Source organism: Micromonospora sp. DT47 (assembly GCF_049844475.1).
Taxonomy (GTDB): Bacteria; Actinomycetota; Actinomycetes; order Mycobacteriales; family Micromonosporaceae; genus Micromonospora.
This window is the reverse complement of sequence record NZ_JBNCLC010000033.1, coordinates 1-16,588: the sequence shown is the minus strand read 5'-3', so window position 1 is coordinate 16,588 and position 16,588 is coordinate 1. Positions and strand designations below refer to the sequence as shown.

Sequence of the window (16,588 nt, the reverse complement as noted above, 5' to 3'; positions counted from 1 at the left end):
CCATGATGACGACGATCGCCGACCGCGCCCGCGAGCTGACCGTCTCGCGCGAGCCGTTCGTGCACGCCACCGTGGTCCGCGCCCAGGAGCCGACGTCGGCGCAGCCGGGCGACGCCGCGGTGATCCTGTCGGACGGCTCGATCGAGGGCTTTGTCGGCGGGGTGTGCGCCGAGAGTTCGGTGCGGACGGCCGCGCTCGACACCCTGCGGGACGGCGCCACGCTGCTGCTGCGGGTGCTGCCGGACGGCACGGGCACGTTCCCCGAGACCCCGGGGGCGCGGGTCGTGGTCAACCCCTGCCACTCGGGCGGCGCGATCGAGATCTTCCTGCGGCCGGTGCTGCCCGCGCCGGTGCTGGGGCTGGCCGGCAGCACGCCGATCAGCGCCGCGGTGGCGACCCTGGCGGCGTTCCTCGACTTCGAGGTCTCCGTATCCGGCGACTACGCGGGCGCCACCGCAGTCGTGGTGGCCGGGCTCGGCAAGGGCGAGCAGGACGCGATCCGGGCCGCGCTGGACGCCGGCGTGGGCTTCATCGCGCTGGTCGCCAGCCGCAAGCGCGGCGCGGTCCTGCTCGACGAGTTGGAGCTGACCGACGCCGAACGGGCCCGCATCCACTCGCCGGCCGGGGTGGACATCGGGGCGTGTTCGCCGCAGGAGATCGCCCTGTCGATCATGGGTGAGGTGGTCCGGGCGATCAGGGTGGACGGGCTGGCCCCGTCCTCGGGCGCACCTGTGGCGCGGCCGCAGCAGGCCGTCGATCCGGTGTGCGGGATGACCGTGCTGGTCGGGCCGGAGACGCCGCACGCGCGGGTCGACGAGCAGGACTCCTGGTTCTGCTGCGCCGGCTGCCTCGCGAGCTTCACGGCGGCGTAGCCCGTGTTCGTGACCGGCCTGGTGCTCGCCGCAGGGGCGTCCGTGCGCCTCGGCGAGGCCAAACAGTTGCTGCCGTACCGCGGGCGGACATTGCTCGACGCGACCCTGGAGCTGGCCCGCTCGTGCGGCTTCGACCAGCTGCTCGTGACGCTCGGCGGCGCGGCGGGCCTGATCCGCGACCGGGTGGACCTGACCGGGGTCCAGGTCGTCGAAAATGCGGCGTTCAGCACCGGCTGCGGGTCGTCGATCAGCACGGCGGTGAAGGTGGTGGACCCGCGCGCCGACGGGCTCGTCCTGCTCCTCGGCGACCAGCCCGGCGTGCGCGCCGCCGACGTCCGGCGGGTCGCCTCGGCGGCCACCGCGCTGGGCGTGTGCCGGTACTCCGACGGGCTGGGGCATCCGTTCCGGTTCGGCCGCGAGGTCTTTCCCGAGCTGTGCGGCCTGCACGGCGACAAGGCCGTCTGGAAGCTGCTGCACTCTGGCCGCTACCCGATGACCGAAGTGCCCGCCGAGGGGCCGGTGCCGATCGACGTGGACACCCGCGCGGACTACGAGCGGCTGCTGGCGGGCGAGGCGCGGTGAAAGACCACCTGGCCGTCCGGCGCCGCCTCGACGCCGTCGACTACCTGGTCGACGACGGCATGGCGATGGCCCTGTTCCTGGCGCTGAGGCTCGGCAGGCCGCTGCTGCTCGAGGGCGAACCCGGCGTCGGCAAGACCGCGGCTGCCAAGGCCCTGGCCCGGGCGCTGGACACGACGCTGATCCGGCTGCAGTGCTACGAGGGCCTGACCGCCGGCGAGGCGCTCTACGAGTGGAACTACCAGCGGCAGCTGCTCGCGATCCGGCTCGCCGAGGCGCAGCACGCGCCGCTCACCGACGCCGACCTGTTCAGTGCCGAGTTCCTCCAGGAACGGCCGATCCTGCGGGCCGTACGCCATCAGGGGCCGGTCCCGCCGGTGCTGCTGATCGACGAGATCGACCGCGCCGACGACGAGTTCGAGGCGCTGCTGTTCGAGTTCCTCGGCGAGACCGGCATCACGATCCCCGAGCTCGGCACGTTCACCGCGAGCACGCCGCCCGTCGTCGTGCTCACCTCCAATCGCAGCCGGGAACTACACGACGCGCTGCGCCGCCGCTGCCTGTACCACTGGATCGACTTCCCCGAGCCGAGCCGGGCCGCCGAGATCGTCCGCCGTGCCGTGCCGGGTGCGGCCGAGCCGCTGATCCGCACGGCGACCGAGTTCATCGGCGGCGTACGCGGCCTGGAGCTGGACAAGGCGCCCGGCATGGCCGAGACCATCGACTGGGTCGCCGCGCTGTCCGTGCTCGGCGCCACCGACCTCGCCGCCGGCGACATCGTCCGGACCATCGGCACCATCGCCAAGACCCCCGACGACCGCGCCGCCGTCGCCGCCGCGCTCGGCACCTACCAGGAGCGTCAGCCATGAAGATCACCAACGAGTTCTCGGTCAACACCTCGATCGAGCGGGCCTGGGCGATCCTCACCGACCTCGAGGGGATCGCGCCGTGCCTGCCGGGCGCCCAGCTGACCGGCGTCGACGGCGACCTCTACCGGGGCAAGGTGAAGGTCAAGGTCGGGCCGGTCATCTCCGAGTTCACGGGCACCGCGCAGTTCGTTGAGAGGGACGACGCGCAGTACCGCGGGGTGATCGACGCGAAGGGCCGCGATGCCCGGTCGGCGGGCAACGCCGCCGCACTGGTCACCGCCCAGCTGCGACCGGACGGCGACCGGACGCTGGTCAGCGTGGACACCAGCCTGAAGATCTCGGGCAGGCTTGCCCAGTTCGGCAGCGGAATGATCAAGGAGGTGTCGGGCAAGCTGCTGGCCCAGTTCGTCACCAACCTGGAGGCCAAGCTGGCGGCCGAGGAGCCGGGTGCGGCGGCGCCGGCCACCGAGCCGGCGGTCACCCCGGCCGCGTCGGCCGCCCGGCCCGAGCCTGAGCCCGTCACGACCGCGTCCGCCGCGGCCGTCGCGACCACGCCCAGCACCGCCGCCGTCGGGCCCTCGCCCGTCGAGCCCCCGGCCACCACGACCCTCGCCGAGCCCGCCGCCGAACCTGAGGCGCTTGACCTGCTCAGCATTGCCGGTGGCTCGATCTCCAAGCGGCTCGTGCCGGTGGCCGTCGGCGTCCTGGCGGTCGGCGCGGTGATCGTCTGGCTGGTCACGCGCCGGTGAGTTCCGCCATGCTGCGCGGGGTCGACCGGGCCGCGTTCGCCGTGGCTTTCGCCGACCGGCTGCGGCACGCCGGCGTCCCGGCCGGGCTCACCAACGTCGACGACTTCGTCCGGGCGCTCGCCGCCAGCCCACCCGTCTCGATGTCCACGCTCTACTGGACCGCCCGGATCAGCCTGGTCCGGCGGCGCGCCCACCTTGCCGCGTTCGACCGCGTCTTCGCAGCCGTCTTCGCCGACGCGCCGCCGCTGCCGCTGACCCGGTCCGCGGCCCCGGGCCGCCGCGACGAGGTGCACGTGCCGGTGCCCGCGGACACCGACGACGCGGGCCCGGGCGGCGGGCTGCCGTGGGCGACGCTGCCACCGGCCGTCGCCGAGGCGCGGGAGTCCGACGCCGCGCTGCGGCTGCCCGAGCGGCGCCCCGGCGCCCTCGCCGTGCTCGCCGACCGGCCGTTCGAGGAGCTCGACGCCGCGCAGGTCGCACTGCTCGGCGACGCCCTGCGCGCGGCCGTCGCCGGCTGGCCGACCCGGCGCACCAGGCGGCAAGCCGTCGGCCCGGCCGGACGGCGGGTCGCGCTGCGCCCGACGATCGCCCGGGCCCGCCGCACCGCATGGGAACCCGTCGAGGTCGTCCGCGAGCGGCCGGTGCGGCGACCGCGCCGGGTCGTGCTGCTCTGCGACGTCAGCGAGTCGATGCGCGCGCAGGCCACCGCGTACCTGCACCTGATGCGGGCGTTCGCGGTGATCGCCGACGCGGAGGTGTTCGCGTTCGCGACGACGCTGACCCGGCTCACGGTCGCGCTGCGACACACCTCGGCAGCCGCGGCGGTCGCGCACGCCAACGCGGCCGTGACCGACCGGTTTGGCGGCACCCGGATCGCCACGAACCTGCGTGCCCTGCTCGCGTCGCACCACGGTAACGCCGTCCGCGGGGCGGTGGTGGTGATCGGCTCGGACGGCTGGGACAGCGACCCGCCCGGCGAGCTCGCCACCACGATGGCCCGGCTGCGCCGCCGCGCGTACCGGATCGTCTGGTTGAATCCGCGGGCCGGTGCCCCCGGCTTCGTCCCTCGGGTGGCGGGCATGGCCGCCGCGCTGCCCTACTGCGACCGGCTGCTGCCGGCCGGGACGTTCCGCGACCTGGCGGACGCCGCCCGTCAGCTCCAGAGCGTCACGTGCACCGACGGCTTGAAGTGGCCCACGTTGACTCCCGCGCCACGCATCATCGCCTGAATCGCCCGCGGCGTCGACGCGAACCGGGACAGCTCGGCCGCAGCCGACGGGGGGTCCGGCTTGGCGAGCACCAGCGAATGCCATACGGCCTCGAAGGTCGCGTGCGGCCCGGCCAGTAGCAGGAGATGGCCCTTGCGGACGTCCGGCGCAACAGTGAACGACAGCGCCGGCGCGACGCCCTTGCCACGCTTCGCCTCCCCCAGCGCGGCCGCGTGGCTCTGGAAGACCTGCTGCCGGCTGTCGGGCACGGCGAGCCGGCGCAGCACCGCCGGGACCGCACCCAGGTCAGCGGCCGCCGACGGCCCGAGCAGCCAGGTCTGGTCGCGCAGCTGCCCCGGCGACGCCTGCACGCCGGCCAGCGGATGGTCCGGGCCGACAACGATCACAAGCCGGTAGTTCATCACCGGCCGGCAGGCGATCGACGTGTCGACGACCGGCGGTTGCGGCCCGATCGCGATGTCGGCGGCCCGGGTCAGCAGCAGCGTCTCGAACGAGCCCGGGTTGCGCACGCTCAGCTCAACATCGAGGTCGGCGGCGCGCTTCGCGAACAGCTCGAGCAGCCCCGGCGCGGCGAGCTCGGCGAACAGGCTCGACGCGGCGACCCGCAGCAGCCGGCGGCCGCGTCCCGCGGCGCTCACCTCGAGCACCGTGCGGTCCTGCAGGCCCAGCAGCTCAGCCGCCCGGCTGGCCAGCCGCAGCCCGCCGGGGGTGAACGCGAGCCCCGCCGCCGCTCGGGAGAACAGCTGGTCACCGAGTTCCTTGCGCAGCTGTCCGATGTGTAGCGACACGGCCGACTCGGAGACCTCGAGCTGCGCGGCGGCCCGCTTGACGGACCCCAGCCGGACCACGGCGACATAGGCGCGCAGCTGCGTGGGGGTCATCGGCGTCGACCCACTTCCCGGCCCCCGATCGAGTGATCCGGAATCTCCTCGCAATGTACCTCGATCAGTGCCCGCTCAGCCGCCCGCCGTCAGCGCGGACGTGACCGCCAACCGGCCGTACGTTTGAGCGCCGACCGGCTTCAGGCTGCAGTTCAACTCCGTTCAGCGCACTCCGTTGCTCCCAACCCGGTCCCTGCTCCGGCCGCCAGCATCCGTCGGCTGACTGTCACCAACACCGCGAAGGTCTGCGGTCAAGGCACCAGCAGAGAGCGGACATGCGAGTCCGTACGCGACGAGCGGCGCAAACCTGGCCGGGTTCAGCGGGTTGCGTCTGGGTGTCCCGGCAGGCTGGAACCGCCGGCGCTGCTGCCGGCAGAGCCGCCGGCGACCCCCGACCCGTCATCCTCGGTGACAACGTCCGGCGGCACGTCGGTATCGTCCGGCGCCGGGATGTCGGTGTCCGCCTCGGCCTGCACCAACCGGGCCTGGCCGGCCTCGTCCTCGGCGTGCTCCGGGTCGACCGGCAGCTCTCCGTTCCGCGCCTGGTACCCCACGGTCGCCTCCCGTCGGTGCCGGATCCGGTCGGCGTTGGCTACCCGGTCTCATCACCGACGAAACCTCGCCGGCAGCGCCGACCTCGGGTCGCGGCATCGGGGCGGCGCGGTCGGTCCGGGGTTCCCCGTCCGGCCCGGCGGGCGGGATCCGCAGGGCCCGGCGACGGGTGAGCGCGGTGGCCAGGGCGAGCGTCAGCGCCCCGCAGACCACCAGGAACGCAGGCGTGCTGCCGAGGTGGTCGTTGACCGCGCCGCGAGCCGCCGAGCCGGCCGCGATGCCGAGCTGCCCGGCGGTCTGCAGCCAGCCGTACGCCTCGGCGGGCCGCGGCGTCTGTTGCGACAGGGGACCCCGGCGACCGACTCCGGCCCCGTCCGCGGTGGTCGGGCGGGTGGCCCATGTCGAACGCCACCACCTCGTCGCCTGCGGCGACCAGTGCTGCGGTGATGTGGGCGCCGAGGAACCCGCCGGCGCCGTTGACGAGTATCCGGGTCACGGTCCGACGATAGGGGGACAGGCGTCGCAATCGCTTCGGCTTCCGCTCGACCGGCCTATCGTCAGAGCGTTCGCGTTTTCGCCCTGCTGTGGGGAAGGTGCTGCCATGGGCGTCCGCGCCTGGATCGAGGGGTGGCCGGTCTACCGCCAGCTCACCGGCACTGATCCGCTCGGCCGTGGTGCCGCCGCGAAGTCAGCCCGTTCCGAGAGGCTGACCGCGCGCACGGAGACGGCCGACTCGATGGCCAGGTCGGTCTGTCCGTACTGTGCCGTGGGCTGCGGCCAGCGGGTGTACGTCAAGGACGGTCGGGTCACCCAGATCGAGGGCGACCCGGACAGCCCCATCTCGCGGGGCCGGCTGTGCCCGAAAGGCGCGGCGAGCAAGAGCCTGGTCACCGGCGAGCTGCGCCAGCAGACAGTGCGCTACCGCCGGCCGTACGGCACCGAGTGGGAGGACCTCGACCTCGACACGGCGATGGAGATGATCGCCGATCGGGTGCTGGCCGCGCGGGACGAGACCTGGGAGGACGTCGACGACGAGGGCCGCCCGCTGCACCGCACGCTGGGCATCGCCAGCCTGGGTGGCGCGACGCTGGACAACGAGGAGAACTACCTCATCAAGAAGTTGTTCACCGCGTTGGGGGCGCTACAGATCGAGAACCAGGCGCGCATTTGACACTCCGCCACCGTCCCCGGTCTGGGGACCAGCTTCGGTCGCGGTGGCGCGACGGACTTCCAGCAGGACCTGATCAACTCCGACTGCATCGTCATCCAGGGCTCCAACATGGCCGAGGCCCATCCCGTCGGGTTCCAGTGGGTGATGGAAGCCAAGGCGCGTGGCGCCAAGATCTTCCACGTGGATCCGCGGTTCACTCGGACCAGCGCCATGGCCGACTCGTACGTCCCGATCCGGGCGGGCACGGACATCGCGTTCCTCGGCGGGATCGTGCGCTACATCCTGGACAACGAACTGGATTTCCGGGAGTACGTCGTCGCCTACACCAACGCGGCGACCATCGTCAGCGGGGACTACCGCGACACCGAGGACCTGGACGGGCTGTTCTCCGGCTTCGATTCGACGAACGCCAGTTACGACCAGACCAGCTGGCAGTATGCGGGCCACGAGCGCAACGCCGCCGGGCACGACACCGAAACGGAGCGGGAGACCGCCGCGGGGCTGCGGCACGAGTCGCACGGGGCGCCGGTGGGCGGGGAGGCCGAACGGGACGAGACGTTGCGCCATCCGCGCTGTGTCTACCAGATCCTCAAGCGCCACTTCGCCCGCTACACCCCCGAGATGGTCGAGCGGGTCTGTGGCACCCCGCGGGAGAAGTTCGAGGAGGTCGCCCGGGCCTGGACGGAGAACTCCGGCCGGGAGCGCACCAGCATGCTCGTCTACGCCGTGGGCTGGACCCAGCACAGTGTCGGCGTGCAGTACATCCGCACCGGCGCGATCATCCAGTTGCTGCTGGGCAACGTGGGCCGTCCCGGCGGCGGCGTCATGGCACTGCGCGGGCACGCCAGTATCCAGGGCTCCACGGACATCCCGACGCTGTTCAACCTGCTACCGGGCTACCTGCCGATGCCGCACCACGCGCAGCATCCGACCTTCAACGATTGGATCAACGGCATCCGGCACCCCAGGCAGAAGGGTTTCTGGGGCAACGCGCAGGCGTACGGGGTGAACCTGCTCAAGGCGTACTGGGGTGACTCGGCCACCCCGGACAACGACTTCTGCTACGACTACCTACCACGGATGACCGGCGACCACGGGACGTACCAGCAAGTACTGAACATGATCGACGGCAAGATCAAGGGCTACTTCCTGCTCGGGCAGAACCCGGCGGTCGGCTCGGCGCACGGCCGGGCCCAGCGGCTGGGCATGGCAAACGTCGACTGGCTCGTGGTGCGGGACCTTTACCTGATCGAGAGCGCCACGTTCTGGAAGAACGGCCCGGAGGTGGCCACCGGCGAGATCGTGCCGGAGGAGTGCCGCACCGAGGTGTTCTTCCTGCCCGCCGCCTCACATGTGGAGAAGGAGGGCACCTTCACCCAGACCCAGCGGCTGCTGCAGTGGCGAGAGAAGGCGCTCGACCCGCCCGCCGACTGCCGCTCCGAGCTGTGGTTCTTCTACCACCTCGGGCGGATCGTGCGGGAGAGGCTGGCTGGCTCCACCCGCCCGCGCGACCGGGCCCTGCTCGACCTCACCTGGGACTACCCGGCGCACGGCGTACACGCGGAGCCGAGCGCCGAGGCGGTGCTGCGCGAGATCAACGGGTACGAGGTGGCCACCGGCCGCCCGCTGTCGCTGTTCACCGAGATGAAGGACGACGGGTCAACGGCCGGCGGCTGCTGGATCTACTGCGGGGTCTACGCCGACGGGGTCAACCAGGCCGCCCGCCGGAAGCCCGGACGGGAGCAGAGCTGGGTGGCCCCCGAGTGGGGCTGGGCCTGGCCGGCCAACCGCCGCATCCTCTACAACCGCGCCTCCGCCGACCCGGACGGCCGCCCGTGGAGCGAGCGCAAGGCTTTCGTCTGGTGGGACGCCGACGCGGGCGAGTGGACCGGCCACGACGTGCCCGACTTCGAGAAGAGGAAGCCGCCGTCCTACCGGCCGCCGAAGGACGCCACCGGCGTCTACGCGATCGCCGGTAACGACCCGTTCATCATGCAGGGCGACGGGAAGGGCTGGCTGTACGCACCGGCCGGAGTGATCGACGGGCCGATGCCCACCCACTACGAGCCGGCCGAGTCGCCGGTGCGCAACCCGCTCTACGGCCAACAGGCCAACCCCACCCGCAAGGTCTACGACCATCCGGTGAACCCGCTCAACCCCAGCCCGCCGGAACCGCAGAGCCACGTCTTCCCGTACGTGTTCACGGTCAGTCGGCTCACCGAGCACCACACGGCGGGTGGGATGAGCCGGACGGTCAGGTACCTGACCGAGCTGCAGCCGGAGATGTTCGTCGAGGTCTCCCCGGAGTTGGCGGCCGAGCGCGGGTTGACGCATCTGGGCTGGGCCCACCTGGTGACCTCGCGGGCGGTCATCGAGGCACGGGTCCTGGTGACCGATCGGCTCACCCCGCTACGGGTCGACGACCGGATCATCCACCAGGTCTGGCTGCCCTACCACTGGGGATACGAGGGTCTGAGCCGCGGCGACTCCGCCAACGACCTGTTCGGGATCACCCTCGACCCCAACGTGCTGATTCAGGAGAGCAAGGTCGGCACCTGTGACGTGCAGCCCGGGCGCCGGCCCACCGGGCCGGCGGTGCTGGACATGATCGCCGGCTACTACCGGCGGTCCGGGAACCTGCTGGCCCACTACCCGCCGATCCTCACCACAGACACCGCCAGCGGTCGGGAGGCCTGACCGATGGTGAACGCGAACAGCCTGTACGGTCCGCTCGATCCCGCCCCGGACGCCGGTTACGTCGACGCCCCGCCGCGGGTGGGCTTCTTCACCGACACCAGCGTCTGCATCGGGTGCAAGGCCTGCGAGGTGGCCTGTAAGGAGTGGAACGGGGTTCCGGACTCCGGGTTCGACCTGCTCGGCATGTCGTACGACAACACCGGGGCGCTGACCGCGAACTCGTGGCGGCACGTGGCCTTCATCGAGCAGCCGGTCCCGGCCGGCCACCGTACCCCGCCGTTCGCCGGCACCCCGACGGTCGGGTCGGCCAGCGCGGCGTCGGCGGCGGTGGCCGCCGGCACCGGCAACCCGTCCGGCACCGACCCGGGGGTGCCGCCGGGCATGGCCGACGCGGCCGCCCGGATGGCCGCCGGCGCACCGGCCGGCACGGTCGCGCGGACCGCCGACGCTGCGGCCGGTGGCCCGCAGTTCCTCGGCATGCCCGGCGCGGAGCCGCCCGGCCGCGGCACCGGCGTCGACGAGCGCACCGACTTCCGCTGGCTGATGATGTCCGACGTCTGCAAGCACTGCACCCACGCCGCCTGCCTGGACGTCTGCCCCACCGGCTCGCTGTTCCGCACCGAGTTCGGCACGGTGGTGGTGCAGGAGGACATCTGCAACGGCTGCGGCTACTGCATCCCGGCCTGTCCCTACGGCGTGATCGACCAGCGCAAGGACGACGGCCGGGCATGGAAGTGCACGCTCTGCTACGACCGCCTCGGCGCCGGCATGACCCCGGCCTGCGCCCAGGCCTGCCCCACCGAGTCGATCCAGTACGGCCCGCTGGAGGAGTTGCGCGAGCGGGCCCAGGCGCGGGTGGAGCGGCTGCACGCCAACGGAGTGCCGGAGGCGCAGCTCTACGGCCACGACCCGAACGACGGCGTCGGTGGCGACGGCGCGTTCTTCCTGCTCCTCGACGAGCCCGAGGTGTACGGGCTGCCACCCGACCCGGTGGTCACCACCCGCGAACTGCCGCGGATGTGGCGGCGGGCGGGCCTCGCGGCGCTGACCATGGCGGCCGCTACGGTCGCCGCGTTCCTCGGAGGACGCTCGTGACCAGCGCGGCACCGGACGGGGCGGGTGAGCCTGGCGAGCCGCTGCGCGGCCGCTTCCGCGACTTCCAGGCCAGCCTTGACCGGGCTGACGGCGGCCGACGCCGCCGGCAGTCCGGCCGCCCCGCGACGAAGGGCCGGGGGAAGGGCGGGCGCGAGGCCGGCGAGCAGGTCAACGTCCCGCCGGTAGGGTTCAGGTCTTACTACGGCCGGCCGATTCTCAAGGCCCCGGTGTGGAAGCACGACATCCCGGCCTACCTGTTCGCCGGCGGTCTCGCCGCGGGCACCTCACTGGTCGCCGCCGGCGCACAGCTGACCGGCCGGCCCGGGCTGCGCCGGGTGGGGCGCTGGGCCGCGCTCGGGGCGGTCAGCGCCAGCACCTACTTCCTGATCCACGACCTGGGGCGTCCGGAACGCTTCCACCACATGCTGCGCGTGGTCAAGGTGACGTCACCCATGTCGGTCGGCACCTGGATCCTCGCTGCGTTCGGGCCGGCGGCCGGATTGGCCGCGGTGGCCGAGCTCGCGCCGCGGCTGCCGCGCCGCGGCCCGCTCGGCCTCGCCCGCCGGGTGGTGCCGCCGGTGGGGAACACCGCCGGGCTGGTGGCCGCGACCGTGGCGCCGGCGCTGGCCACGTACACCGGTGTGCTGCTCGCCGACACGGCGGTGCCGTCCTGGCACGACGCCTACCCCGACCTGCCCTTCCTCTTCGCCGGCAGCGCGCTCGCCGCGGCGTCCGGCGTCGCGCTGATCGCGGCGCCGGCCGCCGAGACCGGCCCGGTCCGGCGGCTGGCCCTGGCCGGTGCGGCCGTCGAACTGGTCGGCGGCCGGCGGTTGGAGCGGCTGGGGCTGACCAGTGAGCCCTACCGGCAGGGGCGCTCCGGTGGGCTGCTGCGGGCCGGACGGGTGCTGCTCGCGGCGGGGGTGGCCGCAGCTCTGCTCGGGCGGCGCAGCCGGGTTGTCTCGGCCCTGTCCGGCGCGGCGCTGCTGGCCGCCTCGCTGGCGACCCGGTTCGGGGTATACGAGGCTGGGGTCGCCTCGGCGCGGGATCCGAAGTACACGGTCGTGCCGCAACGGGAGCGGCTGGACCAGAACGGGGCGGCGGCCCGCCGCTAGGCCGGGGCGCCTCGGCGGCCTACCGCTACGCCGGAGCTCGAAAAGCCGTCCGCGCTCATGCGCGGGTGGGTGGCATCACCCGGCGAACAGCTTCGCGGCGGTGATGGCGGTCTGGACGACGCCGTATCCGAGCAGTGCCGTGACGAGCAGCCACGACAGCCAGATCCGCCCGGTCTGGCTACCGACGTGTTCGGGGACAGGGGGCTGGCTCTCCCGGCCGAGGGCAACCGGCTCGGTGACAGAGGCGCGCGCTACGGGAGAGGCTGGTCCCCTGTCGGGTTCGTGGAACCGTTCGGGCACGGGCCGGACCAGCAGGTTGGCGATGAACCCGACGGCGAGGACGCCGACCATGGTGAACAGCGCGGGCCGGTACGCCGATGCGGTGAGAGTGCCGGGTTTGCCCTGGGTGTCGAGGACCCGGTTGACGATCAGCGGCCCGGCGACGCCTGCGGCAGACCATGCGGTCAACAGCCGGCCGTGGATGGCGCCGACCTGGAAAATGCCGAACAGGTCGCGCAGGTAGGCGGGGATGGTGGCGAAGCCACCCCCGTAGAAAGAGATGATCGCGGAGGCGAGCAGTACAAATATCGCCGTCGCCGTGTGTCCGACCACGGCTAGCAGCGTGTAGAGCACGATGCCGAGGCCGAGGTAGAGCATGTATATGGGCTTGCGGCCGATGAGATCCGACGTCGATGACCAGACGAACCGCCCGGCCATGTTGAACAGCGACAACACTCCCACGAAACCGGCCGCCGCCGAGACCGAGATGGTGGAGACCCCGTCGTCCCGGAAGAAATCCTGGATCATCGGGCTGGCCTGCTCCAGGATGCCGATGCCCGCGGTGACGTTGCAGAACAGCACGATCCACAGCAGCCAGAACGAGCGGGTGCGCATGGCGTTCGACACGGACACGCTCGCCCTCGTCACCAGCGGCCGGGCGGCGACGCGCGCGGGGTCGAACCCGGCGGGCCGCCAGTCCGGTGGAGGGACCCGGGCGTTGAACACGCCGAACATCATGATTGCGAAGTATCCGAGGCCGAGCGTGACGAAGAGCCCCACCAGGGCATGCCCCGACGCGACCGCGCCAGGGTTGGCGGGGTTGTAGGCGGGGTCGTAGAGGGAGAGCAGTTGGCGCGCGAGCGGGCTGGCGAGCAAGGCGCCGCCGCCGAAGCCCATGATGGCCAGCCCGGTGGCGAGGCCGGGCCGGTCCGGGAACCACTTGATCAGCGTAGAGACGGGCGAGATGTAGCCGATGCCGAGCCCGATGCCGCCGATGACGCCGTATCCGAGGTAGAGGAGCCAGAGTTGACGGGTCGCGATGCCGAGCGCGCCGATCAGGAATCCGCTGGCCCAGAAGCAGGCGGAGACGAGCATTGCCCGGCGCGGTCCGTTCCGCTCCACCCACGTGCCACCCACAGCCGCCGACGAACCCAGCATGACGATGGCGATGCTGAAGATCGCCCCGATCGCCGTCTGGCTGGTGTCGAAGTGCGCGATGAGGGAGTTCTTGTAGACGCTCGTCGCGTAGACCTGCCCGATGCACACGTGCACCGCCAGCGCCGCGGGCGGGATGAGCCAGCGGCTGTATCCCGGCGGGGCGACGGTGTGCCGAGGATTGAGCGCTGACAGCATGGGCAACGTCCGCACCTCCTGCGGCTGAGTGGGTCAGAGGCGGTGCAGAGTTGGCCGAAGCCTGGCACCGTCTTATTTGCCCACTGGGCAGAACTCCCCGCGCACCGGGTCACATCACGCCCGCCGGACTCTCGGCAGTTGGCCGAGCGGCTCCCGCCGCCACAGCGGCTGCCTGACGCACCTCTGGCGTCAACCGTTAGCCGGCTGCCCACTACGCTACGCGGGAACAGGTCCTCAGCTGACCGTTACGAGAAAACGCGACCGGTGACGCCGGTGGCAGCCACCACCCGCCCGTCCGGCAGCACCGCCGTGGCCACCGCCGGCACGCCGCCGGAATGACGGAGTGAGGCGTCGAGAATGGCAGGGCAACGGCGCGTCAGGTATTGCGGCACGTCGTACCGTCGGGCGTCAGCACGATCCGGCTTGTGGCGCGCCCATCGGCTTGCGGTGACCAGGCCTCACCGGCATCGGTAAGCGACGTGGTCTCGTAATCGAGGACCAACCGCCCGGCGGCGGCATGGTCGGCGACGACTCGCAGAGCCCGCGCCTTCTGCTCGGTGCTCAGCTCGTTGTTCGTGTAGCCCAGTAAACGAAGCGACCGGCTGCGCAGGGTCGCGGAGTCGAACGGGGCATGCTCGCCCGCCGAGCTGCCAAGGTTGACCAGCCGGCCGTGGGCATTGAGGGTGCGCAGCGCCGCGGCGGCTGGCACGCCAAACAGCGGATCGAGTACGACGTCCACCGGCCCGTCGCACGCTTCCGGAAGTCGTGCCGCGAGGGACTCCACGTCATCGAAGTCGGTCAGGGCGACGACGGCGTCGGCGCCTCGCTTGCGGGCGCGTTCCTGGGCGGCGGTGGAACGGCAGGCGGCGATGATGCGCCGGGCGCCGTGCAGCCGGGCCACCTGTAGTGCGACCTGTCCGACGACGCCACCCGCGCCGAGGACCAGGACCTGCTCTCCTTGACGCATCTCGCCGCGCGAGGTCAAGGTCACCCAGGCAGCGACTGCCGACAGGCCGAGAGCGGCGATGAGGGTGTGGTCGACGTCGTCAGGCAGTGTGACGACGTCGGCTGCTGGGAGGACGCAGTATTCGGCCATGCTGCCGTCGCCGGGACGCATCCCGGCGGTGGTCGAGAACCAGAGCGGTGTCCCGTCGTCGAGCCGACCCACGCCCTGCACACCGGGGAGGTAGGGCACACGGCCTGCCGAAGTACGAGGTGCCGGTCGCGCACAGCACATCAAGGGGGGTGATGGGTGCGGCGGCGACCGCTACCCGTACCTGCCCGTCGCTGGGCCGCGAACGGGGGGTCACGCGACGGAGAGCTCGGGGTGTGGCTGGTCCGATGCGGTGGGGTGGGCGGTGATGCGGGAGGGCTTGAAGCCCTTGACGATCAGGTAGACGGCGAAGCTGACTTCCCACGCGAACACCGGCAGCGCGGAGACGGTGTGGGAGGTCGGGCTGTAGAGCCCGAACAGCACGGCGACGGCGGAGGTGGAGACGAGCGGGCCACCGACGAGTCCCAGCAGGGCGATGAAGCGAGGCACGAGCTGGGACCGGTAGACCAGGTAGGCCAGCAGCAGGCTGTTCATGCCCAGTACGACGCTGGGGCCGAGCAGGAACGTCCAGTCGTGGACGGCGACCAGCACCTGCCCGGCGGCGACGATTGCACCGTCGTCCGTGCCGGCTGCCGCGCCGTCCTGCTGCAGGGTCACCAGAGCCAGCACGCTGACGATGCCGACGGTGATGATGGCGGCCTCGAGGAGGCGCCCGGCGACGTGGGCGAGAGCAATGCCCTCGTTCTGCCGGCGGATCACCGGGTACAGCGTGACGGCGGTGCCGATGACGGACATGACCAGGATGAGCTCGCTGAGCGCGCCCAGCAGCACGCGGGCGTCGGCACCGGCTCCGCCGACGTAGTTCGGGTCGGTGAGAGCGGGCTGGTAGAGCGCGAGCCCGGCGATCGCCGAGACCTCGGTGATCAGGAACAAGACGCCCGCGACCAGTGCGGTCTTACGAGTTGCGGTCATTGCACTACTCCTTTGAAGATCGTGGAGGTGTACGGCGTACACCAATGAGTGAGACGCTAAGGTGTACGCTGTACACCTGTCAAGCGATGATCGGATGACTTCTGTGAAAGGACGGAGCTGATGGCCCCAGGTCAGGCGGCGTCTCGTCGTACGCCCTTGAACCGAGACCGGATGCTGGCCAGGGCGGTCGCCCTGGCCGACGAGGAGGGCATCGAGTCGGTGAGCATGCGCCGGCTGTCGCAGGAGCTGGGTGTAGTGCCGATGGCGCTCTACAAGCACGTGGCCAACAAGGACGAGCTCCTCGACGGCATGGTGGACATGGTGGTCGCTGAGATCGACGCGCCGGACCCGGACCTGGACTGGAGGAGCGCGGTCCGGGCGCGGATCCTGTCGGCCCGGAGGGTGCTGCTGCGTCACCCGTGGGCGCGACGGGTCATGGAGTCGAGGACCAAGCCGACACCGGCGGTGCTCACCTACATGGACTCCACGATCGCGATGTTCGTCGCCGGTGGCTTGTCGATCGACCTTACGCATCACGTGATGCACGCGCTGGGGAGTCGCATCTTCGGCTTCACCCAGGAGCTCTACGACGACCCCAAGAACGCCGATGGCATGTCGGAGGCCGCCGCTCGGCAGATGGCGGAGACGTATCCCCACATCGCGGCCGTCGCCACCAGCCGGCGGCACGATACAGCCTCGGTGGTGGGCTCGGGCTGCGACGACCAGTTCGAGTTCGAGTTCACACTCGGCCTCCTCCTGGACGGTGTCGAACGTCTCCACCGACAGGGCTGGAGCTCCAGCCAGAAGCCGACCGAAGCGCCCCTCAGGTAGTCCGGGGAGCGACGCGTGCATCGACGCCCCTCCCGCAGCGGCCGCCGAGCGCCTGCGGGGCGCCCTCCGGGACGAGGCGTTCGTCACCGCTCGGAGGTCCTCTAACCACTCGCCGGCCGGCACTGAGCCGGCGGGTGCCTGTCCCTAGGGCGGTGTCCACTAACGTTCACCGGGTTTGCGGTGGGTGTTGTGGATCCTCGCCGTAGGCGAGCGACCCCCCACTGGGTGGGGCGGGCCTCCGCGGGCCAACTTGATCCTTACGCCGCCGGTGGTGCGTGGGGCGGCGGGGGTCA

General features: G+C 71.9%; 14 protein-coding genes. 9 read left to right on the top strand and 5 right to left on the bottom strand.

Features of this window, described 5'->3' with window-relative positions; all coding sequences use genetic code 11:
• Positions 1–5 precede the first annotated feature (5 nt).
• The 5 genes from ACLQ2U_RS29900 to ACLQ2U_RS29880 are packed head-to-tail and all read left to right on the top strand — an operon-like array spanning position 6 to position 4,298.
• Positions 6–872 (top strand): XdhC family protein, encoded by an 867-nt coding sequence (locus ACLQ2U_RS29900; RefSeq protein ID WP_425754242.1) that lies wholly within the window; start codon positions 6–8, stop codon positions 870–872.
• Positions 873–881: 9 nt separating this feature from the next.
• Complete coding sequence (locus ACLQ2U_RS29895) at positions 882–1,454, top strand: nucleotidyltransferase family protein (RefSeq protein ID WP_425754241.1); 573 nt, start codon at positions 882–884, stop codon at positions 1,452–1,454.
• Positions 1,451–2,320: an AAA family ATPase gene (locus ACLQ2U_RS29890; protein WP_425754240.1), complete on the top strand. Its 870-nt coding sequence runs from the start codon at positions 1,451–1,453 to the stop codon at positions 2,318–2,320. Before ACLQ2U_RS29895 ends, ACLQ2U_RS29890 begins: the two co-directional genes overlap by 4 nt.
• The gene (locus tag ACLQ2U_RS29885; RefSeq protein WP_425754239.1) at positions 2,317–3,069 is read left to right on the top strand and encodes an SRPBCC family protein; all 753 of its coding nucleotides are present in this window, start codon (positions 2,317–2,319) and stop codon (positions 3,067–3,069) included. The genes ACLQ2U_RS29890 and ACLQ2U_RS29885 overlap by 4 nt, the downstream gene beginning before the upstream one ends.
• Positions 3,066–4,298: a vWA domain-containing protein gene (locus ACLQ2U_RS29880; RefSeq protein WP_425754238.1), complete on the top strand. Its 1,233-nt coding sequence runs from the start codon at positions 3,066–3,068 to the stop codon at positions 4,296–4,298. Before ACLQ2U_RS29885 ends, ACLQ2U_RS29880 begins: the two co-directional genes overlap by 4 nt.
• On the opposite strand, the gene ACLQ2U_RS29875 is transcribed toward ACLQ2U_RS29880, so the two are convergent.
• Together ACLQ2U_RS29875 and ACLQ2U_RS29870 are read right to left on the bottom strand one after the other, a co-directional pair.
• Complete coding sequence (locus tag ACLQ2U_RS29875) at positions 4,223–5,179, bottom strand: LysR family transcriptional regulator (RefSeq protein ID WP_425754237.1); 957 nt, start codon at positions 5,177–5,179, stop codon at positions 4,223–4,225. The genes ACLQ2U_RS29880 and ACLQ2U_RS29875 overlap by 76 nt on opposite strands.
• Positions 5,180–5,496: 317 nt before the next feature.
• Positions 5,497–5,733, bottom strand: coding sequence for a preprotein translocase YidC (locus ACLQ2U_RS29870; RefSeq protein WP_425754236.1), 237 nt, complete (start codon positions 5,731–5,733; stop codon positions 5,497–5,499).
• Positions 5,734–6,332: 599 nt separating this feature from the next.
• On the opposite strand from ACLQ2U_RS29870, the gene fdh reads away from it, so the two are divergent.
• The 3 genes from fdh to nrfD are packed head-to-tail and all read left to right on the top strand — an operon-like array spanning position 6,333 to position 11,806.
• Positions 6,333–9,599 (top strand): formate dehydrogenase, encoded by a 3,267-nt coding sequence (gene fdh, locus ACLQ2U_RS29865; RefSeq protein WP_425754235.1) that lies wholly within the window; start codon positions 6,333–6,335, stop codon positions 9,597–9,599.
• A 3-nt stretch (positions 9,600–9,602) separates the two neighbouring features.
• Positions 9,603–10,694, top strand: a complete 1,092-nt coding sequence (locus ACLQ2U_RS29860) for a 4Fe-4S dicluster domain-containing protein (RefSeq protein WP_425754234.1) — start codon at positions 9,603–9,605, stop codon at positions 10,692–10,694.
• Positions 10,691–11,806 carry an NrfD/PsrC family molybdoenzyme membrane anchor subunit gene (nrfD, locus tag ACLQ2U_RS29855; RefSeq protein ID WP_425754233.1) on the top strand — a complete coding sequence of 372 codons (1,116 nt, stop codon included), beginning with the start codon at positions 10,691–10,693 and terminating at the stop codon, positions 11,804–11,806. Before ACLQ2U_RS29860 ends, nrfD begins: the two co-directional genes overlap by 4 nt.
• A 75-nt stretch (positions 11,807–11,881) precedes the next feature.
• Here the strand turns inward: nrfD and ACLQ2U_RS29850 are convergent, their stop codons facing one another.
• The 3 genes from ACLQ2U_RS29850 to ACLQ2U_RS29840 form a co-directional block, all read right to left on the bottom strand.
• Entirely contained in the window at positions 11,882–13,438 is a 1,557-nt protein-coding gene (locus ACLQ2U_RS29850; protein WP_425754263.1) for an OFA family MFS transporter, read from the bottom strand.
• A 376-nt stretch (positions 13,439–13,814) separates the two neighbouring features.
• On the bottom strand, positions 13,815–14,633 hold the full coding sequence (locus ACLQ2U_RS29845) for a quinone oxidoreductase family protein (RefSeq protein ID WP_425754232.1): 819 nt from the start codon (positions 14,631–14,633) through the stop codon (positions 13,815–13,817).
• A 111-nt stretch (positions 14,634–14,744) separates the two neighbouring features.
• A complete protein-coding gene (locus tag ACLQ2U_RS29840; protein ID WP_425754231.1) occupies positions 14,745–15,464 on the bottom strand; it encodes a DUF4386 domain-containing protein in 720 nt (239 codons plus the stop codon).
• A 120-nt stretch (positions 15,465–15,584) separates the two neighbouring features.
• Between ACLQ2U_RS29840 and ACLQ2U_RS29835 the strand changes: the two genes are divergently transcribed.
• Positions 15,585–16,295, top strand: a complete 711-nt coding sequence (locus ACLQ2U_RS29835; RefSeq protein WP_425754230.1) for a TetR/AcrR family transcriptional regulator — start codon at positions 15,585–15,587, stop codon at positions 16,293–16,295.
• Positions 16,296–16,588: the final 293 nt, after the last annotated feature.

What these genes read in the sequence shown, in the direction of transcription:
- ACLQ2U_RS29860 (WP_425754234.1), top strand. Translation starts at nt 9,603, where the DNA reads ATGGTGAACGCGAACAGCCTGTACGGTCCGCTCGATCCCGCCCCGGAC.
- ACLQ2U_RS29850 (WP_425754263.1), bottom strand. Translation starts at nt 13,438, where the DNA reads ATGCTGTCAGCGCTCAATCCTCGGCACACCGTCGCCCCGCCGGGATAC.
- ACLQ2U_RS29840 (WP_425754231.1), bottom strand. Translation starts at nt 15,464, where the DNA reads ATGACCGCAACTCGTAAGACCGCACTGGTCGCGGGCGTCTTGTTCCTG.
- ACLQ2U_RS29835 (WP_425754230.1), top strand. Translation starts at nt 15,585, where the DNA reads ATGGCCCCAGGTCAGGCGGCGTCTCGTCGTACGCCCTTGAACCGAGAC.
- ACLQ2U_RS29900 (WP_425754242.1), top strand. Translation starts at nt 6, where the DNA reads ATGACGACGATCGCCGACCGCGCCCGCGAGCTGACCGTCTCGCGCGAG.
- ACLQ2U_RS29885 (WP_425754239.1), top strand. Translation starts at nt 2,317, where the DNA reads ATGAAGATCACCAACGAGTTCTCGGTCAACACCTCGATCGAGCGGGCC.
- ACLQ2U_RS29875 (WP_425754237.1), bottom strand. Translation starts at nt 5,179, where the DNA reads ATGACCCCCACGCAGCTGCGCGCCTATGTCGCCGTGGTCCGGCTGGGG.